Below are 22111 nucleotides of genomic sequence, written 5' to 3'. Positions count from 1 at the left end.
TGGTCACAAAAATGCGAGCCGGGCGAGGCGCCGGCTCGCTATGTCGCGGGTCCTTTGAGGGACTAAAGCAGGCCGCCAGGTGTTACGTCGCCGGCATCAGCACGGTATCGACCACATGGATGACGCCGTTCGACTGGTTGACGTTGGAAATCGTCACCATCGAGCTGCCGCCCTTGGCATCGACGATCCAGACCTTGCCGTCCTGCTTCTTGACGGTCAGCTCCTCGCCCTCGGCGGTCTTCAGCTTCTTGCCGTCGGTGAGGTCGGAGGCCTCGAGCTTGCCCGGCACCACATGGTAGGTGAGGATCTTGGTCAGCGTCGCCTTGTTCTCGGGCTTGACGAGGGTGTCGACGGTTCCGGCCGGCAGCTTGCCGAACGCGGCATTGGTCGGCGCGAACACCGTGAACGGGCCCTTGCCTTCCAGCGTGCCGACCAGGCCCGCAGCCTTCACTGCGGCGACGAGCGTGGTGTGATCCTTCGAGTTGACGGCGTTCTGCACGATGTTCTTCGACGGGAACATCGCGGCGCCGCCGACCATCACGGTCTTTTCCTCGGCACGGACCGGCGCCACGACAGTGGCGGTGATCGCAAGCGCGCTGAAGGCGGCGGCGGCGAGATAGGCAATACGCTTCGACATGGTTTCATCTCCCGATGAGTAGGCCGACCGGCGAGGCTTCGCCGGCGTTGAAGGGGCAACAACGGCGCGTGCTGGTTGATCAGTGCGTCGTCGTTGGCTGAGCTACGGCAGGCTTTCCGGACGGTTTCCGGAAATAATTCTTTGTGATTGTTGAAACCGGCCGGCGCGCGCTGCGTACACGCGACGCCTCGCGCTGCCCGGCATGCATTCCATTCAGCGGAATGGACGCGTGCGCTGCCGCGAGCAATTTGCTTGCCGCAGTCAGCTGATTGGTTCAGCTTGAGGTTGCGGCACAGCTTCGCAGAAAGCGGCCGCGGGGAGGCATCATGAGCAGCATCACGGCTGACGGCCACGCCGCACCTGCGGTGAACGATGCAAGTATCGACATCGGTCCGCTCGAGCAGAAGCACCTGCAATACGCCAACTACCGCGCGGTTGCGGACACAACCGAGATCACGAAAACGCATTGGCATATCGCCACCGCCAACGCGCTCGGCTGGGGCTTCGACGGCATGGACGGCGTGATCTTCGCGCTGATCTCGCCGATGGTGATCAAGGAATTTTCGCTGAGCCTGCCGGAGTACCGCTCCGGCATGCAGATCGCGCTGTTCGTCGGCATCGCGGGGCTTTACTTCTGGCCATGGCTCGCCGACCGCTACGGTCGCCGCACGCTGCTCGCCGTCAATATCGCGCTGTTCTCGCTCCTGATGCCGGGTCGCGGCGATGTCGCCGACCTTCGCGGTGTTCGTGATCGCGCGCTCGCTATTGTTCTTCGCGCTCAACGGCGAATGGTCGCTGGGCTCGATGCTGGTCGCGGAGACCTGGCCGGCCCGGCTGCGCGGCCGCGTCATCAGCATCACCCGCTCGGCCTGGTGCCTCGGCGCCACGCTCGCCGGCGCAATCACCGGGCTCGTGGCTGCCAATTTCGGCTGGCGCATCGCAGTGATGGTGCCCGGCGTGATCGCGCTGCTTGCGATCTATATCCGCTCCACCTGCCCGGAATCGCCCTATTGGGTGCGCGCGCAGGACCGCAAGCGGCGCATCTCGGAGACGCTGGCGCGCGGCGGCACGGTCAGCGCCGAGGACAGCGCCTGGTTCGGCAAGGCCAAGTCGGTCGGCATCCGCCAGGTGTTCATGCCCGACGTGCTGCCCGCCACGCTTGTTGCGCTGTTCGTCGCCTGCGCCTCGACCTGCATCTACGGCACGGTCGGCGCCTGGATGCCGCTGTATCTGTCGACCGAGAAGCACTGGTCGACCGCCGAGTACAGCCTGTTCTACGTGTTCTACGGGCTCTGCGGCTTCCTTGGACTGTGCTTGGTGGGCTGGCTGATCGACAAGATCGGCCGCCGTCGCACCTTCATCATCACCCTGATCGAGGGTGCGATCTTCATGACGCTCTGGGTCTATTCCGAAGACCGCGTGCTGCTATGGACGTTCGGGCTCGCCTGGTGTCTCGGCTTCCTCGGCTTCTGGGGGCCGAGCACGACGCTGACCGCGGAGATCTTCCCGACCCGCATCCGCGGCGCCGCCAACGGCGTGGTCTGGGCGATCGCCTATTTCGTCGGCTTCGTGCTGTTTCCCTTCGTCTCGATCGCGCTTCAGCAGCACACCGGCTCGTTCGCGCTGTCGTTCCTCTGCATCCCGGTGCTGATGATCGCGATGGCGATCGGCGTGTTCCTGTTCGTGCCGGAGCATACCGGGAAAGAGCTGAACGAGATCATCGAGTGAGTCGCGCGGGACTCCGTCGTTTGTAGCCCGGATCAAGCGCAGCGAGATCCGGAACCAGCCTCTCCGCGGGCAGACCGTCGGATTACGCTTCGCTCCATCCGGGCTACGGAGCTCCAACCTCCCCTTGAAAAGGGGAGGTCGCTTTGCTCGCAGAGCAAAGCGGGTGGGGATCAGCGCTCTCCGCATACAGCATAGCCTGCGGCTGACCCCCATCCCGGCCTTCCCCCTTTCAGGGGGAAGGAGAAGACGGACCTCATCTAATCCCGGTTCGCCGGCGTCTGGATGAAGCCGCGGTTGTGGGTCGGGCTGATCAGGATCTCGTTCATGCACACCCGTGCCGGCATGCTGGCGACGAAGGCGATGGTGCGGCCGCAATCCTCGGGCTGCAGCATCTTGGCCTGCTCGGCTTCGCTCGGCACCACCGGCCGCTGCTTCAGGATTGGGGTCGCGACCTCGCCCGGCGACAGGCAGCAAGCGCGCAGGCCGTTGACGCATTCGTCCATGTTGAAGGAATGGGTCAGCGCCAGCACGGCGTGCTTGGTCGTGGTGTAGGCCGGGCCCGGCATCTTCGAGACGTGGCGGCCGGCCCAGGAGGCGACGTTGATGATGCAGCCGTCCTTCTGCTTGCGCATCGTCGGCAGCACCGCGCGCATGCAGTAGAGCACGCCGTTGAGGTTGACCTCGACGAGCTTGTCCCAGCCTTCCAGTTCCATGTCGGCCCAGCTGCGCTTCGGCACGTTGATGCCGGCGCTGTTAACCAGGAGGTCGATGCGGTCGTGCCTGCCGACGATCGCCTCGGCGGCCTTGTTGACGTCGGCCTTGTTGCTGACATCGAGCGGGATTGCCTCGGCCTTGCCGCCCTTTTTGGTGATGTTGGCCACCACGCGGTCGAGCTCTTCCTTGCGGCGGCCGGAGACCACCACCGTCCAGCCGTCCGCAGCCAGGAATTCCGCCCCGGATTCGCCGATTCCAGTACCGCCGCCGGTAACCCAGGCCACGCGTTTCCCATTATTTGTCATGCAAACTGTCTCCGTTGCTTTCTGAAGGGCGTTTTTGCTAATCCAGCCGAAATCTTCCGGCCCTTCGCCCCTCGGGGAATCTTTGCATGAACACGACCACCAACGCCAACCTGTTTTCCCGCCTGTTCGACGGCCTCGACGACCCCAGCCGGCTCGCGATCGAGCAGCTCGACGGCAGCCGCATCTCCTATGGCGATCTGATCGCGCGCGCCGGCCAGATGGCGAACGTGCTGGTCGAGCGCGGCGTCAAGCCGGGCGACCGCGTCGCGGCGCAGACCGAGAAATCGGTTTCGGCCCTGGTGCTGTATCTCGCCACCGTGCGCGCCGGCGGCGTCTATCTGCCGCTCAACACCGCCTATACACTGAACGAGCTCGAATACTTCATCACCGACGCCGAGCCGGCGCTGGTGGTCTGCGATCCTTCCAAGCAGGACGGCATCAAGGCGATCGCCGCCAAGGTAGGCGCCAAGGTCGAGACGCTCGGTGCCAACGGCAACGGCTCGCTGACCGAGGCCGCCGACCAGGCGGCGAAGGAATTCGCCACCGTGCCGCGCGGCAACAATGATCTCGCCGCGATCCTCTACACGTCGGGCACCACCGGCCGCTCCAAGGGCGCGATGCTGTCGCACGACAATCTGGCCTCGAACTCGTACTCGCTGGTCGACTACTGGCGCTTCACCGACAAGGACGTGCTGATCCACGCGCTGCCGATCTATCACACCCACGGCCTGTTCGTGGCCAGCAACGTGACGCTGTTTGCGCGCGCCTCGATGATCTTCCTGCCGAAGTTCGATCCGGACGTGATCATCAAGCTGATGGCGCGCGCCACCGTGATGATGGGCGTGCCTACCTTCTATACCCGCCTGCTGCAGAATCCCGGCCTGAACAAGGACGCCACCGGGCACATGCGGCTGTTCATCTCGGGCTCGGCGCCGCTGCTCGCCGACACCCATCGCGAATGGTCTGATCGCACCGGCCACGCCGTGCTCGAGCGCTACGGCATGACCGAAACCAACATGAACACGAGCAACCCCTATGACGGCGACCGCGTACCCGGCGCCGTCGGCTTCGCGCTGCCCGGCGTCTCGGTGCGGGTCACCGATCCCGAGACCGGCAAGGAGGTTCCGCGGGAGACCATCGGCATGATCGAGGTCAACGGCCCGAACGTGTTCCAGGGCTACTGGCGGATGCCGGAGAAGACCAAGGCCGAATTCCGCGCCGACGGCTTCTTCATCACCGGCGACCTCGGCAAGATCGACGACAAGGGCTATGTCCACATCCTCGGCCGCGGCAAGGATCTTGTGATCTCGGGCGGCTTCAATGTCTATCCGAAGGAGATCGAGAGCGAGATCGACGCCATGCCCGGCGTGATCGAGTCAGCCGTGATCGGCGTGCCGCATGCCGATTTCGGCGAAGGCGTCACCGCCGTTCTGGTCTGCGCCAAGGGCGCCGATGTCAGCGAGGCCGCGGTGCTGAAGGCGCTCGACGGACGGCTGGCGAAGTTCAAGATGCCGAAGCGCGTCTTCGTCGTCGAGGAATTGCCGCGCAACGCGATGGGCAAGGTGCAGAAGAATATTTTGCGCGATACGTATAAGGATATCTACGCAAAGGGATGAAGCCGCAAGAACGTCGTGAGGGGTAGATGGAGCGGGAGCAGGCATCCAGATTAACGATCAACTCGTCATCGCGCACGAGGCGATGAAGAAGGCTCGAGTCGCGATTGCGGAGATCGGAAAACAGGAGCGGCTTGAATTGGATGGCCCGCTTTATGACCTCCTGCTCGAGCTGGAATGGCAGGTGATGCTACCGCTCTACGAACAGTTTCGCGACCTGATGAAGCTGGAGCTTCATGAAGAACTGCCTCCCCCGACCTCCGAACTGAAGTGGAGCGACGTGCGTCTCCCCCGCGACGCTACGGAAGCTGCGCTCGACGACATCATCATGTCGGCCCTGACATCGCGATGGCAGAAGGTCGCGATGATTATAGGGGTCGTGATGGCAGACTGCGAGAAACTGAAATTGCCAATAGCTCCTGAAATGATCGGAGCACGCTTGCGATTCTTGTCCCACGCCGGTCGGATCGAGGGTGTCGGAGACCTCCGACGGTGGGGTCACAGCGAAGTGCGGCTGAAGGACGAGCCGATCCCGATCAGTGCCCGCCCAGCAAGCTGATCACGAACCGTCCGCCGACAATGAAGAGATAGGCCCCGAACGCCACCTCCAGCGCCCGCTTCGACAGCGCGTGCGCGACCTTGACGCCGAGCGGCGCGGTGACCAGCGTGGTCGGCATTACCAGCAGCGCACCGATCAGCGAGACGTAACCGAGCGCGAACGGCAATTGCAGCGCGGCGACGTCGGGGAAGCGCGCGGCGGCGGGCCAGCCGGCATAGACGTAGCCCAGCGCACCGGGGATCGAGATCAGCACCGCGAGCGCGGAAGACGTCGCGACTGCCTGATGGATCGGCCGGCCGTAGAAGGTCATCAGCAAATTGGCGAACAGGCCGCCGCCGATGCCCATCAGCGTCGAGAGCAGGCCGACGAAGAAGCCATAGACGCGCATCAGGAAGCCCTTCGGCACGTCGTCGCCGAACTTCCAGGTCTCGCGCGCCAGTAACAATCGCGCGGCCGCCGACCACGCCACCATCACGAACACGATCTTGAACAGCCGCTCCGGCGCAAAGCGCGCGGTGACGCTGCCGGCGGCAACGCCGATCACGATCGGCAGCCACCAGCGCTTCAGGATCGCCATATCGACCGCGCCGCGACGATAATGGGCGCGGAACGAGCTTAGCGATGTCGGGATGATGATCGCGAGCGAGGTACCGATGCACAGCCGCATCCGCACCTCGAGCGGCACGCCGGCGAGGCGGAAGCATTCGTAGAACACCGGCACCAGGATCGCGCCACCGCCGATGCCGAACAGGCCGGCGAGAAAGCCGGACAGCGCCCCGACCGCAATCAGTAGCAGCGCAAGTTCGAGCAATTCCTTGGGATCGAGGCCGGCCATCATGTCCTTCGCATCGTCAGGAGGCGCCTGCCTCGGTGCGGTCGGCCAACCACAGTGCGACCAACGCTGCCACGGGAGCAGCGACCGCAATCAAGGCAAAGCGGAGTGGGATCGAGGACGTCGCGCCCTGCATCGGCAACGTCAGCACGTCGATTAACAGTCCGACGCAGGAGAAAACAAGCAGGATGGCCGGATCGTCGGCACCGGCACGTCCGCGCCGCTCGAGCGAAGTTGGACGGATGGACGTTGAGGCCATGTCGAACTCCTCAAATCGTGGAGCCGTGAGGCTAGACCCTTCTGAAAGACGGGGGTATTGCTGCAGATGAGCAGGCTCTCTTGCGAAATGCGGAAGGATCAGGCTTGGATCAGCTTGCGGCGATGGCGGCCTTTGTCCGCGCGGTCGAGAGCGGCAGCCTGTCGGCGGCCGCGCGCGCGCTGCCAAGCTCGCTGACCTCAGTGAGCCGGCAGATCAGCGCGCTCGAGGAGCATTTCGGCACCCGCCTGCTACTGCGTACCACCCGCCAGCTCGCGCTGACCGACGACGGACGCATCCTCTACGAGCGCGCGAAATCGATCCTCGGCGAGATCAGGGAGATCGAGGCGGCGCTGGCGCGCGACCCGCATCAGCCATCGGGACGGATCCGCGTCAGCTCGCCGAGTCTGATCGGTCGGCTCGTGATCGCGCCGCTGCTGGTCGAGTTTCTGCGCCGCTATCCGGCGCTGTCCGTCGACCTTCTGCTGGTCGACCGCGCCGTCGATATGGTCGACGAGGACATCCATCTGGCAATACGCATCGGCCGCTTGCGCGACTCGCAACTCGTGGCGCGCAAGCTCACCGATCTGCAGCTGATCGTGTGCGCGTCGCCGGACTATCTGGCCCGGCGCGGCGCGCCGCAGACACCGGTTGATCTTGCCGGGCATGACTGCCTGGTGTTTTCCGATTCGCCCGGCAGCGCGGAGTGGCGCTTTGCCGACGGCAGCAAGACGGGTCGCAAAATCCGCATATCCGGTCGGCTCTGGATGAATAGCCTCGACGCGCTGGTCAGCGCGGCGCGGGAGGGCGCCGGCATCGTCCGCGTGCCGTCCTGGCAAGTGCAGTCCGAACTCGCCGACGGTCGCCTGACGCGCCTGTTGATCGACCATGAGCCGGCGCCGACGCCGCTGCATCTGATGCTTCAGCCGTCACGTCTCGCATCGCCTAAGATCAGGGCATTTGTCGATTATCTGGTGGAACGCTGGGGCAAAATCGACGCCTTGCGCCCCCCGTTTGCGGGCAGCTGAGCGCGCCAATCGATCCTCGAACATCTCAATTCACTACTTGGTTCGCTCAACCTTGCATCTGGTATACCACACTGCGGATCAACCAGAATTCGGCAACTCTAACAATGAACTTCGGTTCGACCGAAGGCTATTTGGCCGTTGCGCGGGGTGATCCGACTCCGTAAATAGAACTCCTCTACCGCGTTCCCCGATGGGCCGGCCGCGGTCCCTCACAACATAAAGCCCGCCGATGACCGCCAGGATCGAACGACCGCTTTCACCCCATTTGCAGACCTACCGGTGGACGCTGACGATGGCGCTGTCCATCGTCCACCGCGCCACGGGTCTGGCCCTCTATTTCGGCACGCTGCTGCTGGCCTGGTGGCTGATCGCCGCCGCCTCCGGCCCCTCGGCTTACGCCAACGTCCAGGCCTTCACCGGCAGCGCGATCGGCAAGCTGATCGTGTTCGGCTACACATGGGCGCTGATGCACCATCTCTGCAGCGGCATCCGGCATTTCGTCTGGGACCTCGGCTACGGCTTCAAGGCCAATGAGCGCGAAGCCCTGACTTGGGGCGCGCTGGTCGCCGGCATCGCGTTGACCGTTTTGGTCTGGATCATTGCCTACGCCGTGGGAGGTGGACGATGAGCGGCCCCTCCTCGATGCGCACGCCGCTGGAGCGCGTCCGCGGCCTCGGCTCCGCGCACACCGGCACGGGCGATTTCTGGCGCCAGCGCCTCACCGCGGTTGCGATGACGCTGCTGATCGTTCCCGTGATCGTCGTGGTGATCACGCTGATCGGCCGCAACCATGCCGGCGCGGCGCAGATCCTCGGCTCGATCCCAATCGCCATCATCCTGCTGCTCTTCATCGTCGCCAGCACCTGGCACATGAAGATCGGCATGCAGGTCGTGATCGAGGACTACATCCATAACGAGAAGCTGAAGATCGCCAGCGTGATGGCGAACAACTTCTTCTGCGTCGCGGTCGCATTGGCCTCGATCTACGCAATCCTCAAATTGTCGTCGGGAGTTTGATCCATGGCCGGTGAAGGAAACGGCAAGGCCACCAACGGTGGCCCGGCCACGAACGGCAAGGCCTACCCGATCCAGGACCACACCTACGACGTCGTCGTGGTCGGCGCCGGCGGCGCGGGCCTGCGCGCAGTGGTCGGCTGTTCGGAAGCCGGGCTGCGCACCGCATGCATCACCAAGGTGTTCCCGACCCGCTCGCACACGGTGGCGGCGCAGGGCGGCATCTCGGCCTCGCTCGGCAACATGCATCAGGACGACTGGCGCTGGCACATGTACGACACCGTGAAGGGGTCGGACTGGCTCGGCGACCAGGACGCGATCGAATACATGGTGCGCAACGCGCCCGACGCGGTCTACGAGCTCGAGCACTGGGGCGTTCCGTTCTCGCGCACCGAGGACGGCAAGATCTATCAGCGCCCGTTCGGCGGCATGACCATCGACTTCGGCAAGAGCCAGGCACAGCGCACCTGCGCCGCCGCCGACCGCACCGGCCACGCCATGCTGCACACGATGTACGGCCAGTCGCTGCGCCACTCGGCCGAGTTCTTCATCGAGTTCTTCGCCATCGACCTGATCATGGACGATCAGGGCGTCTGCCGCGGCGTCATCGCGCTCAAGCTCGATGACGGCACGCTGCATCGCTTCCGCGCCCAGACCACGATCCTGGCGACCGGCGGCTATGGCCGCGCCTATGCCTCCTGCACCTCGGCGCACACCTGCACCGGCGACGGCGGCGGCATGGTGCTGCGCGCCGGCCTGCCGCTGCAGGACATGGAATTCGTCCAGTTCCATCCGACCGGCATCTACGGCTCGGGCTGCCTCGTCACCGAAGGCGCCCGCGGCGAAGGCGGCTATCTCGTCAACTCCGAGGGCGAGCGCTTCATGGAGCGCTATGCGCCGTCGGCCAAGGACCTCGCCTCGCGCGACGTCGTCTCGCGCGCGATGACGATCGAAATCCGCGAAGGCCGCGGCGTCGGCAAGAAGAAGGACCACATCTTCCTGCACCTCGACCACCTCGATCCGAAGGTGCTGCATGAGCGGCTGCCGGGCATCTCCGAATCGGCAAAGATCTTCGCCAATGTCGACGTCACCCGCGAGCCGATCCCGATCGTGCCGACCGTGCACTACAACATGGGCGGCATCGCCACGAATTATCACGCCGAGGTGCTGACCAAGCGCAATGGCGACGACAATTCGGTGGTGCCGGGCCTGATGGCGATCGGCGAAGCGGCCTGCGTCTCGGTGCACGGCGCCAACCGCCTCGGCTCCAACTCGCTGATCGACCTCGTGGTGTTCGGCCGCGCCGCGGCGCTGCGCCTTGCCGACAAGCTGACCGCGAACGCCAAGCAGCCGGAGCTGCCGAAGGATTCCGCCGACCTCGCGCTCGGCCGGCTCGATCATTTCCGCCATGCCTCCGGCGGCACGCCGACTGCGAAGCTGCGCGACAGCATGCAGCATGTGATGCAGAACAATTGCGCGGTGTTCCGCACCGGCGACGTGCTGCAGGAAGGCCAGAACCTGATCCACAAGGTCTATGGCGGCGTCGGCGACATCTCGGTGTCGGACCGCTCGCTGGTGTGGAATTCCGACCTGGTCGAGACGCTGGAATTCGACAATCTGATCGTGCAGGCGGTCGTGACGATGGATTCGGCGGCGAACCGCACCGAAAGCCGCGGCGCGCATGCGCGCGAGGACTTCCCGGACCGCAACGACAAGGACTGGATGAAGCACACGCTGACCTGGATCGATCCGGCCGGCAAGACCGCGATCGAGTACCGTCCGGTGCACAGCTACACGATGACCAATGACGTGCAGTACATCCCGCCGAAGGCGCGGGTCTACTGAGAACGAAGGCGAGCAAGCATGGTTGAATTCGCACTTCCGAAGAATTCGAAGATTTCCGGCGGCAAGACCTGGCCGAAGCCGGCCGGCGCCACCGAGACGCGCGAATTTCGGGTGTATCGCTGGAACCCGGACGACGGCAAGAATCCGAGCGTCGACACCTATCATGTCGACACCAATGATTGCGGTCCGATGGTGCTGGACGGCCTGATCTGGATCAAGAACCACATCGACCCGACGCTGACCTTCCGCCGCTCCTGCCGCGAAGGCGTCTGCGGCTCCTGCGCGATGAACATCGACGGCCAGAACACGCTGGCCTGCACCAAGTCGATGCACGACGTCGGTGCCGGCGGCGCGGTGAAGGTCAATCCGCTGCCGCACCAGCCGGTGGTGAAGGACCTGGTTCCGGACCTGACCAATTTCTACGCCCAATATGCCTCGATCGAGCCGTGGTTGAAGACCACGACGCCGACGCCGCAGAAGGAGTGGAGGCAGAGCCACGAGGACCGCGAGAAGCTCGACGGCCTCTACGAGTGCATCCTGTGCGCCTGCTGCTCGACCTCATGCCCGAGCTACTGGTGGAACAGCGAGCGCTTCCTCGGCCCCGCCGCGCTGCTGCAGGCAAACCGCTGGGTCACCGATTCCCGCGACGAAGCGACCGGCGAGCGGCTCGACAATCTCGAGGATCCGTTCCGCCTCTATCGCTGCCACACCATCATGAACTGCGCCAAGGCGTGTCCGAAGGGCCTCAACCCCTCCGAAGCGATCGCCGAGCTCAAGTTCAAGCTGGTCGAACGCCAAATCTGATCCGTTGCAGCCGCGGCTGGCGCTGTTATCAGCGGCCAGCCGCAGCGGGCCGGATCAGGATATCGGCGCCGACCGCATCGACGCCGGATCGATCGAGGTCGAGTACGACATCGACGATGCTGTGATCGTCCGGATCCATCGTCACGGTGAAGCCGAGATCGCGGCACATCCCGATCATCGTGGTGTTCTCGGTCAGCACCTGGCCGGACAGACGCTTCAATCCCTCCGACCGCGCATAGTGGATCAGGAGCTGCATCAGCGCCCAGCCGAGCCCTTTGCCCTTGAGATCGGACTGCAGCAGGATCGCGTATTCGGCATTCTCGTACAGCGAGTCCGAATGCAGCCGGACCGCACCCATCATCTCGCCGGTGTTCGGATCGAGCGCCACAAACGCCATCGCCCGCGCATAGTCGAGCTGGGTCAGGCGCGCGATGAAGGCGTGCGAGAATTCCTTCATCGCATGGAAGAAGCGCAGCCTGAGGTCTTCGGCGGTGACGCGCTTGAAGAACTCGCTCACCATCGGCTCGTCTTCCGGCCGCATCGGGCGCACCGTGACACGCGAGCCGTCGCGCAGCGCAAGCTCACCTTCCCATTGCGACGGATAGGGCCTGACGGCGAGCCGGGTGTGGCCGGCAAACAGCCGCGCCGGCTTGCGGATCGCGACCCGCGCATCGAGCGCGAGCACGCCGCTCTCGTCCGCCAGCATCGGATTGATGTCGAGCTCGGCGACCTCGGGAATGTCGGCCGCCATCTGCGCCAGCTTGACGAGGGTGAGCGGCACGACGTCCGCCGGGACCGCCGGCACATCGCCATAGCCGCCGAGCAGCCGCGAGACGCGGGTGCGCCCGATCAGTTCGCGAGCGAGATTCATGTCGAGCGGCGGCAGCGCCAGCGCCTTGTCGTTGATCACCTCGACCGCGGGGCCGCCACGCCCGAACACGATCACCGGACCGAAGGTCGGATCTTCGGCGATGCCGAGGATCAGTTCGCGCGCCGCGCGCCGCACGATCATCGGCTGGATCGTCACGCCTTGCAGGATGGCATCGGGCCGGGCACTTCGTGCCCGCGCCATGACGGTCCGGGCAGCTTCAACGACGCTGTCTTTCGTGCGCAGGTCGAGGATCACGCCGCCGACGTCGGAGGCGTGCCGGATGTCGCGCGAGAACACCCTGACCACGATCGCATGTCCCTCGGCGAGGAACGGCGCCGCCTTCTCGGCAGCGTCCTCGGCACTGTTGGCGACGAGCGTCGTCGCGATCGGAATACGATAGGCCGCGAACAGGGCGACGATCTCGGCCGGATCGAGCCAGGCGCGCCCTTCCGACAGCGCGTTCACGACGACATGGCGCGCCGCCGCCGTCTCCGGCGTGAACACCGATGCGCCGCCAGGCGGGGTTGCGGCGAGCGCGGTCGAGGCCTCGCGATAGCGCACCAGATACATGAAGGCGCGCACCGCATCGTCCTCGGTCGGGAAGTGCGGAATCCGTGCCGCCTCGAAGATCGCGCCGGTGCGCTCGTCGGCGCCGACCCAGGCCGCGAGCACCAGTGCGGCGACCGCACTCCGCTTCGTCCTGCGGTCGCGGACGCATTGCGCCACCGCCTCTGCAATTCCTTGGGCCGGCGCAACCGCGGTTTCCACATTCGCGACCAGCACCGCATCGCTGTTCGCATCATCGAGCAGTGCGCTGAGCGCCACCACGTAGCGATCGGCATCGGCATCGCCCGCGATGTCGACCGGATTGGCATAGGACCAGCCCGGCGGCAGCACCTTGTCGAGCCGTTCGATGGTCTCCGCCGTCAGTGTCGCAGGAACGCCGCCGAGCTCGGCCAGCCGGTCGGTCGCGAGGATGCCGAGCCCGCCGCCATTGGTCAGGATCGCCAGTCGGTTGCCGCGCGGAACGAAGCCGCGGCCAAGCAGTTCGGCGCAATCGAACAGCTGACGCAGGTCGTAGACGCGCAGCATGCCGGCGCGACGGAATGCGGCGTCGTAGACCGCATCGGAGCCGGCCAGCGCGCCGGTGTGGGTCGCGGCGGCCTTGGCGCCCTGCTCCATCCGTCCCGACTTGACGATGACGACCGGCTTCAGCCGCGCCGCGGCGCGCGCCGCCGACATGAACTTGCGCGCGTCCTTGACGGCTTCGAGATAGATCAGGATCGCGCTGGTGTGGTCGTCGAGCGCGAAATAATCCAGGAGGTCGGCGACGTCGACATCGAGCTGGTCGCCGATCGACGCGATGCCGGAGAAGCCGAGCCGCCGCTCCGCCGCCCATTCGATCATCGCCGACGCGACCGCGCCGGACTGCGAGATCAGAGCAACGTGCCCGTCGGACGGCTGATGCGAGGCGAAGCTCGCATTGAGCTTGGCGCGCGGCACCATGACGCCGAGGCAATTCGGCCCGATCAGGCGCATGCCATGCCGTCGCGCCGTCTGCCCCGCGGTCTCCGCGAGCGAGCCCGGGCCATGGCCGAGACCGGCCGACAGGATCGCCGCGCCGACAACGCCGGCCGAAGCCGCCTCCGCGACGATCTCCGGAACCGCAGCCGCCGGTGCGCTGATGACGAGGAGGTCCGGAACGAATGGCAGCGATTTCAGGTCGGGAACGGTCGGCGCACCATCGACGTCGGCATAGTTCCGATTGACGACGCCGACGCGGCCGGTGAAGCCGCTCGCTCTGATGTTCCTGAGCACCGCCGCGCCGAGCGACGACGGACGCGGGCTGCCGCCGACGATTGCGATGCTTCGAGGCGAAAATAGCCGCTCCAGGCCGTACGTCGACATTGCATGGTCTCGCAGGGAACACGCGGAGGCGCCCGCTTCATGCGCCCTCGACCAACTCTACTGCTTCGCTTGGTTGCATGCACCTATCGCAGTTTCGAGTCGAGATGATGAAACTGTGTTGCCGATCAATGCAGGCCGAGCGCCTGCGCGAGGTTGAAAGTCAGGAAGCTCGCGACATAGGCCAGCGCGAGCATGTAGACGAACGTCACCACCATCCACTTCGCGCCGCCGGTCTCGCGGCGGATCACCGCGAGCGTCGAGGCGCATTGCGGGGCGAAGATGTACCAGACCAGCAGCGAGAGCGCGGTCGCCAGCGTCCATTTCTGCGCCAGCACCTGGCCGATCTGGTCCGCCGCCTCCTTGCCGCCCTCGATCGAATAGACCGTGCCGAGCGCCGCGACCGCGACCTCGCGCGCCGCCATGCCGGGGATCAGCGCCACCGCGATCTGCCAGTTGAAGCCGATCGGCCGCAGCAGCGGCTCGAGCGCATGGCCGATCATCGCGGCAAAGCTGTAGTTGATCGCCGGCCCCTCGGCGCCGGCCGGCGCCTGCGGGAACGAGGCCAGGAACCAGATCAGCACCATCATCGAGAGGATCGTGGTGCCGGCCCGGTACAGGAACATCTTGGCGCGGGTGAACACGCCGATCGCGATGCTCTTCGGCCGCGGCATCTTGTAGTCGGGCAATTCCAGCATGAACGGTGCCGGCGCGTGATCGCGCCACAAGAAGAATTTCGCGATCGCCGACACCGTCAGCGCGCTGGTGATGCCGGCGGCGTAGAGGCCGAACATCACGAGTCCCTGCAGATTGACGAAACCCCACAGCGTGGTCGCTGGAACGAAAGCGGAGATAATCAGCGTGTAGACCGGAATGCGCGCCGAGCACGTCATCAGCGGCGCGATCAGGATCGTGGTCAGGCGGTCGCGGCGATTGTCGATGACGCGCGTCGCCATGATGCCGGGAATGGCGCAGGCAAAGCTCGACAACAGCGGAATGAAGGCGCGGCCATGCAGCCCGGCGCCGCCCATGATGCGGTCCATCAGGAACGCGGCGCGCGCCATGTAGCCGAAATCTTCCAACAGCAGGATGAACAGGAAGATGATGATGATCTGCGGCAGGAACACGATCACGCTGCCGACGCCGGAGATCACGCCGTTCTGCAGGAAGCTCTGCAACAGGCTCCAGCTTTCGGGCAGCAAATTGTGGATCAGCTGCCCGAGCGCGGCGAAGCTGTCCGACAGGAACTCCATCGCGGGCTGCGCCCAGGTGAACACCGCCTGGAACATCACGAACAGGATCACGGCCAGGATCACGAGACCCCAGACCGGATGCAGCACGACCGAATCGATCCGGTTGGTCAGCGTGTCGGGCTTGGTCGGCAGCGTCACCGCCGCCGCGATGATGCGGTCCGCCTCGCGCTGCGCCGCCTTGAGGTCGGCAATCGTCGGCGTCGTCCATTCGCTGGCCGCCGCCTCATGCGACTTGGAGAGGAATTCGTCGGTCCGCTTCAGGAGCTCGTCGATGCCGCCCTTGCGGACCGCGACCGAGGTCACGATCGGCAGTCCCAGCTCCTGCGACATCCGGTCGATGTCGATCGTGACGCCGCGGCGCTTGGCGATATCGATCATGTTGAGCACGAGCATCATCGGCCGGCCGACGCGCTTCAGCTCGAGCACCAGCCGCAGGGTCAGCCGCAGATTGGTGGCGTCCGCGACGCAGAGCACGAGGTCGGGCACCGCCTCGCCGTCGAAGCGGCCCAGCACGATGTCGCGGGTGATCTCCTCGTCCGGGCTGCGGCCGCGCAACGAATAGGTGCCGGGCAGGTCGAGCACGGTCACGCTGCGGCCCTCGGGCGTGACGAAGCCGCCGGACTTGCGCTCGACCGTGACGCCCGGATAGTTGGCGACCTTCTGACGGCTGCCGGTCAGGCTGTTGAACAGCGACGTCTTGCCGGTGTTCGGCGCGCCGACCAGCGCCAGGCGCAGGGATGCAGCGGTCATTCGACGATCACAGCCATGGCTTCGCTCCGGCGCAGCGCGATCGTGATGTTGTCGACGCGCACCGCGATCGGGTCCTTTCGGATCGTGCCTTCATGCAGGATTTCCACGCGCGCGCCCTCGACAAATCCCATCTCGACCAGGCGCTGCTCCAGCTCCTGCGGAGACAGCGATGAGCCCGTCACGAGCGCATCGAGCCTGATGATCTTTCCGACAAAACCGCGATCCGCATGTCCGAGCCGGACGTCCTGCAAATCATCCCGGGAGCTGTTTGGATCGCCTGTCATGCGGCCTGTTTTTCAGCAGGTAGTCACAGGGTCAAGCGTTTGCCCGTGAGAGGTTTTAGAACTCCTAAAAACAGCGCCCGGAAGCGCCATCCAGGCCGATTTTCCGCTTGACTGCCGGCGAGGCGCTAACGAGGTCGTGATGCCGCCGCGCCGCAGCCGCCCCGTGCTGCCCCGGACGCGAGCCGGCTGCGAATTGATCGATCCGGGTTGGCCTCCGGTAACCTTGACGGGTCGCGGAATGGCGAACGGGCGTCCGCGCCGCGCCCGGCGGCGCCGTTTCGCTTCCTCCCGCGCAACGGTTTGCGTTATGGTCCGCGCGGAGCCGGAGCGCCCGTGCAGACCGCACAACGCAATTCGCTGAGACTGCTGCAATTGATGATGGCCGCCGCGCTGGCCCTTCCGCTGGCGCTGTTCGTTTTTGCCTCCGCAATGTCCTGGATCTCGATCAGCGAGGCCGCCGACCGGGAGATCCAGCGCACGCTCGATGTCGCCCATGAGCATGCGCTGAAGGTGTTCGAGACCATCGATCGGGGCCTAGCCGAGGTCACCGAGGTCGTCCGCGGCATGGGCGATGCCGATATCGGCGCGCGCGAGAAGAGCCTGCACGAGCGGCTGCGGCAGGTCGCCATGGCGCTTCCCCAGGTGAAATCGGTCTGGGTGTTCGATGCCAACGGCCGTGCCCTCGTCAACAGCCTGGTGCAGCCGGCCCCCGACGTCGACTTCTCGGACCGGGATTACTTCCGGATCCATGCCCAGGGCGACATCGGCACCTATATCGGCGAGGTGCTGACGCCGCGGCCGCCCTATCAGGGCTCGCGGTTCTTCAGCGTCGGCCGGCGCCGCAACGGCGACGACGGCAGCTTTGCCGGCGTGATCCAGGCCTCCGTGCTTCCGGAATATTTCGAGAATTTCTACGCCAGGATCGGCCGCGAGCCGGGCAGCTTCCTGGCGCTGATCCGGACCGACGGCGCCGTGCTGGCGCATTTCCCTGCCGTTGGCCACGATGTCCGGTTCCAGCCGAGCGGCCCGCTCGGGCGGCAGATCGTCGCCAGTCCCGAGGCCGGGACGATGACGATCCAATCCCCAGCCGACGGCATCGAGCGGCGCATGCGCTATCAGCGGCTGGCGGAATACCCGGTCTATGTCAGTGCCGGCCTTGAAACCTCGGCGATCCAGTCGCGCTGGATGTCGACCATGGCCCAGCACCTGATCTTCGGGATCCCGGCCACCGCCCTGCTGTTCGGCCTGCTCGCACTCGCCTTCCGACGAACCCAGCGCCTGCAGGAGGAGGCCAACCGGCGCATCGAGGCCGAGGAGGCATTGCGGCACGGCCAGCGGCTCGAGGCACTCGGGCAGCTCACCGGCGGCGTCGCGCACGACTTCAACAACCTGCTCACCGTGATCCGCGCGTCGGTCGACATGTTGCGGCGGCCGGACCTGCCGGAGCCGCGGCGGCAGCGCTACATCGATGCGATCTCCAACACCGTGAACCGTGCCGCCAAGCTGACCAACCAGCTGCTTGCATTCGCGCGGCGGCAAACCCTCAAGCCCGAGGTGTTCGACGCCTGCCAGAATGTCCGCACCCTGAGCGAGATGATCGCAACCCTGATCGGCGCGCGCATCGAGATCACAGCGCAGGTGCCGGACGAGACCTGTCTCGTCAACGCCGATGCCGGCCAGTTCGAGACCGCCATCATCAACATGGCGGTGAACGCGCGCGACGCCATGGACGGCGTCGGCCGGCTCACGATCGCGGTCCGCGCCGTGGACAGACTGCCGTCCGCGACCAGCACGCCGCCGATCTCGCCCGGCCACGTCGCGGTGTCGGTGACCGACACCGGCGTCGGAATTCCACAGGAGCTGTTCGGCCGCATCTTCGAGCCGTTTTACACCACCAAGGAGGTCGGTCACGGCACCGGCCTTGGCCTGTCGCAGGTGTTCGGCTTCGCCAAGCAGTCCGGCGGCGAGGTGACCGTCACCAGCGAAGTCGGCAAGGGTGCGACATTCACGCTGTATCTGCCGCGCGTCGTCGGCGGGCATGGCGCGCAAGCGCAGCGCACCGAGGACGCGCCCTCGGTCGATCGGACCAACGCATCGGTCCTGATCGTCGAGGACAATGCCGAGGTCGGAAAGTTTGCCGCCGACACGCTGACCCAGCTCGGCTGCACCTGCGTGCTGGTGGACAACGCCACCCACGCGCTGGAGGAGCTCGCCGTCGACGCCGACCGGTTCGACCTGGTGTTCACCGACGTCGTGATGCCCGGCATGAGCGGCATCGAGCTTGCGGAAGAGATCCGCCGGCAGCGCCTCGATCTGCCGATCGTGCTCGCCTCCGGCTACAGCCAGGTGCTGTCGCAGCAGGGCAGCGGCGGCTTCGAGCTGCTGCAGAAGCCCTATTCGGCCGAGCAGCTCGCGCGCGTGCTGCACAAAGCAACGCGCTCGCGCCGGCTGAAGCGCGATCAGGCGCCGGCGGAGTGAGGTAGTTGCGCGGCACATCTCAAGCACGTTGTCGTCCTGGCGAAAGCCAGGACGACGATGAGGATAGGTCTCGTTTCAAGATATCGAATATCGGTGTCATCACCCGCGGGTGATCCAGTGTCCCAGAGACGGCTGTGCTTGAATCAAGAGGTCGCGGCGTACTGGATCGCCCGCATGCGCGGGCCTCAGCCCCTGAAGTCGTTGCAATCCGCGCGACTGACCGCCGGTCCCAGTGCGGAACCGGGTAATTTGCCTGGCGTTATCGTGCCATGGGCAAAGCTGAGGCAAAATCCAAATCGTCGGACGGGCCGTCGTCGGCCAGGACTGCATCGTCCCGGAAAGCGAGCGCAAAGGCGGCCGGTCAAGAGCGCAAGGATCCCGCGCCTAGCGAAGGGGATGAGAAGTCGGAATTCGTCGAGGTGATTGCCGAAGGCGGCGAGGATGTCGAACCGCCGCCGCCGGAAATCGTCGAACCCGATCCCGAATTGTCGGCCGAAGAGGCCGAACAGGCGCGCAAGGACTATTTGCTGACGCGGTTCTGGATCAGCGCGCGCGGCTATTGGGGCCGGAGCGGCGACCGGCTGGCGTGGCTGTTCACGATCGGCCTGCTGCTGCTGATCGTCGCCAATGTCGCCGTTCAGTACGGCATCAATGTCTGGAATCGCTCGATCTTCGATGCGATCGAAAAGCGCGACGCGGCCAGTGTCTTCCACCTGACGGCCATCTTCTTTCCGCTGGCGATCGGCAGCGTGCTGCTGGGGGTCGCGCAGGTGTTCGGCCGCATGGGCATCCAGCGGCGCTGGCGCGCCTGGCTGACCAACGCCGTCGTCTCGCGCTGGCTGACGAACGGCCGCTACTACCAGCTCAACCTCGTCGACGGCGATCACAAGAATCCGGAGTACCGGATCGCGGAGGATCTGCGGATCGCGACCGATTCTCCGGTCGACTTCGTCGCCGGCGTGACGTCGGCGCTGCTCTCGGCCGTCACTTTCATCGTCGTGCTCTGGACCATCGGCGGCGCGCTGACGGTGACGCTCGGCGGCTCGTCGATCAGCATCCCGGGCTTCCTGGTCATTGCCGCGATCATCTATGCGGCGATCGCGTCGGGCTCGATCACGGCGATCGGCCGCAGCTTCGCGCAGATCTCCGAGGACAAGAACCAGGCGGAAGCGGAATTCCGCTACATACTGACCCGCGTGCGGGAGAATGGCGAAAGCATCGCGCTGCTCGGCGGCGAAACCGAGGAGCGCGACGGCATCGACAAGACGTTCTCGAATGTGTTGCGGCAATGGGCGCGGCTCGCTGGGCAGCACATGCGCACGACGCTGGTGTCGCAGGGATCTAACCTCATTGCGCCGGTGGTACCCTTGCTGCTGTGCGCGCCAAAATTCCTCGACGGCAGCATGTCGCTCGGCCAGGTGATGCAGGCGGCCTCGGCCTTCACCATCGTGCAGACCGCGTTCGGCTGGCTGGTCGACAACTATCCGCGGCTCGCCGACTGGAACGCCTGCGCCCGGCGCATCGCCTCGCTGATGACGTCGCTTGACGGGCTCGAACGCGCCGAGACCGGCGACGGCTTCGGCCGCATCGAGCGCGGCGAGACCGCGGGCGAGGCCATGCTGAGCCTCAACGATCTCTCCGTCACACTGGACGACGGCACCGCCGTGGTCGGCGAGACCGAAGTGGTGATCGAACCGGGGGAGCGGCTATTGGTCGCCGGCGAATCCGGCACCGGCAAGAGCACGCTGGTGCGCGCCATCGCCGGGCTGTGGCCGTGGGGCGGCGGCAGTGTCGGCCTGCACGCGGACCGCCGATTGTTCATGCTGCCGCAAAAGCCCTACGTGCCCTCGGGCACGCTGCGGCGCGCGGTGGCCTATCCCGGCGCGGCGGAGGACTGGAGCGTCGATGAGATCAGCCGTGCCCTGCACAAGGTCGGCCTCGACCATCTCAAGGACAAGATCGAGGAGGACGCGCCGTGGGACCAGACCCTGTCCGGCGGCGAGAAGCAGCGGCTCGCCTTTGCCCGACTGCTGCTGCATGCCCCCGACATCGTCGTGCTCGACGAGGCGACGTCCGCGCTCGACGAGAAGAGCCAGGACAAGATGATGGAGACGGTGACGACGGAACTGCCGAAGGCGACTATCGTCAGCGTCGCCCACCGCGTCGAGCTCGAAGCGTTCCATAGCCGCAAGATCGTGCTGGAGCGCCGCAAGGGCGGCGCCAAACTGGTCAGCGACGTCGACCTGATCCCGCGCAAGGGCAAGCGAAGGCTGCTCGGCCGCTTCCTGCGGTAACGGCAGGCAGCGGGCAAGGCGGCGTAACGGGCGTTGGCGCTGCCGGCAAAACCGGCTATGCATGCCGCGCTTTCGACGAGGCCATGCGTGATCCCGAGCAACGACATATCGCCGGCGCCGTTCGGCGCCTTCGCGCCCAATGCGGCGCAGGCCGCCATCATCCGCCTGGCGCATGGCTCAGGATTGAAGCGCGGCGCATTCCGGCCCTGGCTGTCGAAACTGGTCAATCTGTTCGGCGCCGGACCGCTGGACGTGACCTATCAGGGCGCATCGTTCCGCTTTTATCATCAGCAAAGCGCGACCGAGCGCGGCGCGCTGTTCAATCCCGATTACAACCTTGAAGAACTCGCCTTCCTGCGGGCGCATGTCGGCGCGGATGGCACCTTCGTCGATCTCGGCGCCAATGTCGGCACCTATGCGCTGGCGCTGGCGCGCGATGTCGGGCCCGGCGGCAAGGTGATCGCGATCGAGCCGCATCCGGTGACGCATGCGCGGCTCAAATTCAACACCCAGGCCTCCGGCTTTCCGCAGGTGCGCCTGGTTGCGGCGGCCGCCGGCCCGACCGATGGCGAACTGATGATCGAGACCGACGGCGACAATCTCGGCGCCAGCCACATCGTCATCGGCACGCCGACGGGCAAGGCGTTCAAGGTGCCCTCGCTGCGGCTGCAACGCATCCTCGACGAGGCCGGCGCGAGCAAGGTCGATGCGCTCAAGATCGACGTCGAGGGTTTCGAGGACCGCGTGCTGATCGGCTTCTTCCGCGACGCGCCCCAGGCACTGTGGCCGCGCGCGGTGGTGATCGAGCATCTGTCGAAGGACGAATGGACCGACGACTGCATTGCGGACATGCATGCGCGCGGTTACGTCGAGCACGGCCGGACGCGGAGCAACACGCTGCTGGTGCGGAGTTGAGACCTGGCCGCGGCTGAGATCTGCTC

Annotated in this window: 19 protein-coding genes; 11 read left to right on the top strand and 8 right to left on the bottom strand. The window is 65.7% G+C overall.

Annotation, left to right across the window (positions count from 1 at the left end; genetic code table 11):
* Positions 1-82: 82 nt before the first annotated feature.
* Both ACVWZM_RS19030 and ACVWZM_RS19025 read right to left on the bottom strand, forming a co-directional pair.
* Positions 83-637 carry a fasciclin domain-containing protein gene (locus tag ACVWZM_RS19030; protein WP_057020966.1) on the bottom strand — a complete coding sequence of 185 codons (555 nt, stop codon included), beginning with the start codon at positions 635-637 and terminating at the stop codon, positions 83-85.
* Between the two features lie 424 nt (positions 638-1061).
* The gene (locus ACVWZM_RS19025) at positions 1062-1193 is read right to left on the bottom strand and encodes a hypothetical protein (protein ID WP_456854237.1); all 132 of its coding nucleotides are present in this window, start codon (positions 1191-1193) and stop codon (positions 1062-1064) included.
* Between the two features lie 167 nt (positions 1194-1360).
* Between ACVWZM_RS19025 and ACVWZM_RS19020 the strand changes: the two genes are divergently transcribed.
* On the top strand, positions 1361-2365 hold the full coding sequence (locus ACVWZM_RS19020; RefSeq protein ID WP_456854235.1) for an MFS transporter: 1005 nt from the start codon (positions 1361-1363) through the stop codon (positions 2363-2365).
* A 257-nt stretch (positions 2366-2622) separates the two neighbouring features.
* Here ACVWZM_RS19020 and ACVWZM_RS19015 read toward each other — a convergent pair whose 3' ends face one another.
* Positions 2623-3384, bottom strand: a complete 762-nt coding sequence (locus ACVWZM_RS19015) for an SDR family oxidoreductase (RefSeq protein WP_057018142.1) — start codon at positions 3382-3384, stop codon at positions 2623-2625.
* A gap of 86 nt (positions 3385-3470) precedes the next feature.
* On the opposite strand from ACVWZM_RS19015, the gene ACVWZM_RS19010 reads away from it, so the two are divergent.
* Positions 3471-5000 (top strand): malonate--CoA ligase, encoded by a 1530-nt coding sequence (locus tag ACVWZM_RS19010; protein WP_456854233.1) that lies wholly within the window; start codon positions 3471-3473, stop codon positions 4998-5000.
* An 82-nt stretch (positions 5001-5082) separates the two neighbouring features.
* The gene (locus ACVWZM_RS19005; RefSeq protein ID WP_456854231.1) at positions 5083-5556 is read left to right on the top strand and encodes a DUF3658 domain-containing protein; all 474 of its coding nucleotides are present in this window, start codon (positions 5083-5085) and stop codon (positions 5554-5556) included.
* On the opposite strand, the gene ACVWZM_RS19000 is transcribed toward ACVWZM_RS19005, so the two are convergent.
* Positions 5534-6394, bottom strand: coding sequence for a sulfite exporter TauE/SafE family protein (locus ACVWZM_RS19000; RefSeq protein WP_456854229.1), 861 nt, complete (start codon positions 6392-6394; stop codon positions 5534-5536). The two genes, ACVWZM_RS19005 and ACVWZM_RS19000, sit on opposite strands and share 23 nt — an antisense overlap.
* Before the next feature lie 13 nt (positions 6395-6407).
* Complete coding sequence (locus ACVWZM_RS18995) at positions 6408-6647, bottom strand: hypothetical protein (protein WP_456854227.1); 240 nt, start codon at positions 6645-6647, stop codon at positions 6408-6410.
* A gap of 104 nt (positions 6648-6751) precedes the next feature.
* Between ACVWZM_RS18995 and ACVWZM_RS18990 the strand changes: the two genes are divergently transcribed.
* The 5 genes from ACVWZM_RS18990 (at position 6752) to ACVWZM_RS18970 (ending at position 11335) form a co-directional block, all read left to right on the top strand.
* Positions 6752-7672, top strand: a complete 921-nt coding sequence (locus ACVWZM_RS18990) for a LysR family transcriptional regulator (RefSeq protein WP_456854225.1) — start codon at positions 6752-6754, stop codon at positions 7670-7672.
* A 229-nt stretch (positions 7673-7901) separates the two neighbouring features.
* A complete protein-coding gene (gene sdhC / locus ACVWZM_RS18985) occupies positions 7902-8300 on the top strand; it encodes a succinate dehydrogenase, cytochrome b556 subunit (RefSeq protein ID WP_028337891.1) in 399 nt (132 codons plus the stop codon).
* 14 nt (positions 8301-8314) lie between these two features.
* A complete protein-coding gene (sdhD, locus tag ACVWZM_RS18980; protein ID WP_141341401.1) occupies positions 8315-8689 on the top strand; it encodes a succinate dehydrogenase, hydrophobic membrane anchor protein in 375 nt (124 codons plus the stop codon).
* A gap of 3 nt (positions 8690-8692) precedes the next feature.
* Complete coding sequence (sdhA, locus tag ACVWZM_RS18975; protein ID WP_057018135.1) at positions 8693-10531, top strand: succinate dehydrogenase flavoprotein subunit; 1839 nt, start codon at positions 8693-8695, stop codon at positions 10529-10531.
* An 18-nt stretch (positions 10532-10549) separates the two neighbouring features.
* A complete protein-coding gene (locus ACVWZM_RS18970) occupies positions 10550-11335 on the top strand; it encodes a succinate dehydrogenase iron-sulfur subunit (RefSeq protein ID WP_028337893.1) in 786 nt (261 codons plus the stop codon).
* Positions 11336-11363: 28 nt separating this feature from the next.
* On the opposite strand, the gene ACVWZM_RS18965 is transcribed toward ACVWZM_RS18970, so the two are convergent.
* The 3 genes from ACVWZM_RS18965 to ACVWZM_RS18955 form a co-directional block, all read right to left on the bottom strand.
* Positions 11364-14114, bottom strand: a complete 2751-nt coding sequence (locus tag ACVWZM_RS18965) for a bifunctional acetate--CoA ligase family protein/GNAT family N-acetyltransferase (RefSeq protein ID WP_456854223.1) — start codon at positions 14112-14114, stop codon at positions 11364-11366.
* Positions 14115-14239: 125 nt separating this feature from the next.
* Positions 14240-16114: a ferrous iron transporter B gene (feoB, locus tag ACVWZM_RS18960; protein ID WP_057018133.1), complete on the bottom strand. Its 1875-nt coding sequence runs from the start codon at positions 16112-16114 to the stop codon at positions 14240-14242.
* Positions 16111-16398, bottom strand: a complete 288-nt coding sequence (locus ACVWZM_RS18955) for a FeoA family protein (protein WP_057018132.1) — start codon at positions 16396-16398, stop codon at positions 16111-16113. The genes feoB and ACVWZM_RS18955 overlap by 4 nt, the downstream gene beginning before the upstream one ends.
* Positions 16399-16731: 333 nt before the next feature.
* Between ACVWZM_RS18955 and ACVWZM_RS18950 the strand changes: the two genes are divergently transcribed.
* From ACVWZM_RS18950 to ACVWZM_RS18940, 3 genes are all read left to right on the top strand, one after another.
* Positions 16732-18876, top strand: a complete 2145-nt coding sequence (locus ACVWZM_RS18950) for an ATP-binding protein (protein WP_456854221.1) — start codon at positions 16732-16734, stop codon at positions 18874-18876.
* Between the two features lie 269 nt (positions 18877-19145).
* Complete coding sequence (locus ACVWZM_RS18945; protein WP_456854219.1) at positions 19146-21170, top strand: ABC transporter ATP-binding protein/permease; 2025 nt, start codon at positions 19146-19148, stop codon at positions 21168-21170.
* 57 nt (positions 21171-21227) lie between these two features.
* Positions 21228-22085: an FkbM family methyltransferase gene (locus ACVWZM_RS18940; protein WP_456854217.1), complete on the top strand. Its 858-nt coding sequence runs from the start codon at positions 21228-21230 to the stop codon at positions 22083-22085.
* The last annotated feature ends 26 nt before the right edge of the window (positions 22086-22111 follow it).

Source organism: Bradyrhizobium sp. USDA 4501 (assembly GCF_054062115.1).
Note: the sequence above shows the minus strand (reverse complement) of the source record. Positions and strands in the feature narration are given on the sequence as shown.

What these genes read in the sequence shown, in the direction of transcription:
- ACVWZM_RS19030 (WP_057020966.1), bottom strand. Translation starts at nt 637, where the DNA reads ATGTCGAAGCGTATTGCCTATCTCGCCGCCGCCGCCTTCAGCGCGCTT.
- ACVWZM_RS18970 (WP_028337893.1), top strand. Translation starts at nt 10,550, where the DNA reads ATGGTTGAATTCGCACTTCCGAAGAATTCGAAGATTTCCGGCGGCAAG.
- ACVWZM_RS19000 (WP_456854229.1), bottom strand. Translation starts at nt 6,394, where the DNA reads ATGATGGCCGGCCTCGATCCCAAGGAATTGCTCGAACTTGCGCTGCTA.
- ACVWZM_RS19010 (WP_456854233.1), top strand. Translation starts at nt 3,471, where the DNA reads ATGAACACGACCACCAACGCCAACCTGTTTTCCCGCCTGTTCGACGGC.
- sdhC (WP_028337891.1), top strand. Translation starts at nt 7,902, where the DNA reads ATGACCGCCAGGATCGAACGACCGCTTTCACCCCATTTGCAGACCTAC.
- ACVWZM_RS18955 (WP_057018132.1), bottom strand. Translation starts at nt 16,398, where the DNA reads ATGACAGGCGATCCAAACAGCTCCCGGGATGATTTGCAGGACGTCCGG.
- ACVWZM_RS19020 (WP_456854235.1), top strand. Translation starts at nt 1,361, where the DNA reads ATGTCGCCGACCTTCGCGGTGTTCGTGATCGCGCGCTCGCTATTGTTC.
- sdhD (WP_141341401.1), top strand. Translation starts at nt 8,315, where the DNA reads ATGCGCACGCCGCTGGAGCGCGTCCGCGGCCTCGGCTCCGCGCACACC.
- ACVWZM_RS18945 (WP_456854219.1), top strand. Translation starts at nt 19,146, where the DNA reads ATGGGCAAAGCTGAGGCAAAATCCAAATCGTCGGACGGGCCGTCGTCG.
- ACVWZM_RS19015 (WP_057018142.1), bottom strand. Translation starts at nt 3,384, where the DNA reads ATGACAAATAATGGGAAACGCGTGGCCTGGGTTACCGGCGGCGGTACT.
- ACVWZM_RS18995 (WP_456854227.1), bottom strand. Translation starts at nt 6,647, where the DNA reads ATGGCCTCAACGTCCATCCGTCCAACTTCGCTCGAGCGGCGCGGACGT.
- ACVWZM_RS19005 (WP_456854231.1), top strand. Translation starts at nt 5,083, where the DNA reads ATGAAGAAGGCTCGAGTCGCGATTGCGGAGATCGGAAAACAGGAGCGG.
- ACVWZM_RS18965 (WP_456854223.1), bottom strand. Translation starts at nt 14,114, where the DNA reads ATGTCGACGTACGGCCTGGAGCGGCTATTTTCGCCTCGAAGCATCGCA.
- sdhA (WP_057018135.1), top strand. Translation starts at nt 8,693, where the DNA reads ATGGCCGGTGAAGGAAACGGCAAGGCCACCAACGGTGGCCCGGCCACG.
- feoB (WP_057018133.1), bottom strand. Translation starts at nt 16,114, where the DNA reads ATGACCGCTGCATCCCTGCGCCTGGCGCTGGTCGGCGCGCCGAACACC.
- ACVWZM_RS18940 (WP_456854217.1), top strand. Translation starts at nt 21,228, where the DNA reads ATGCATGCCGCGCTTTCGACGAGGCCATGCGTGATCCCGAGCAACGAC.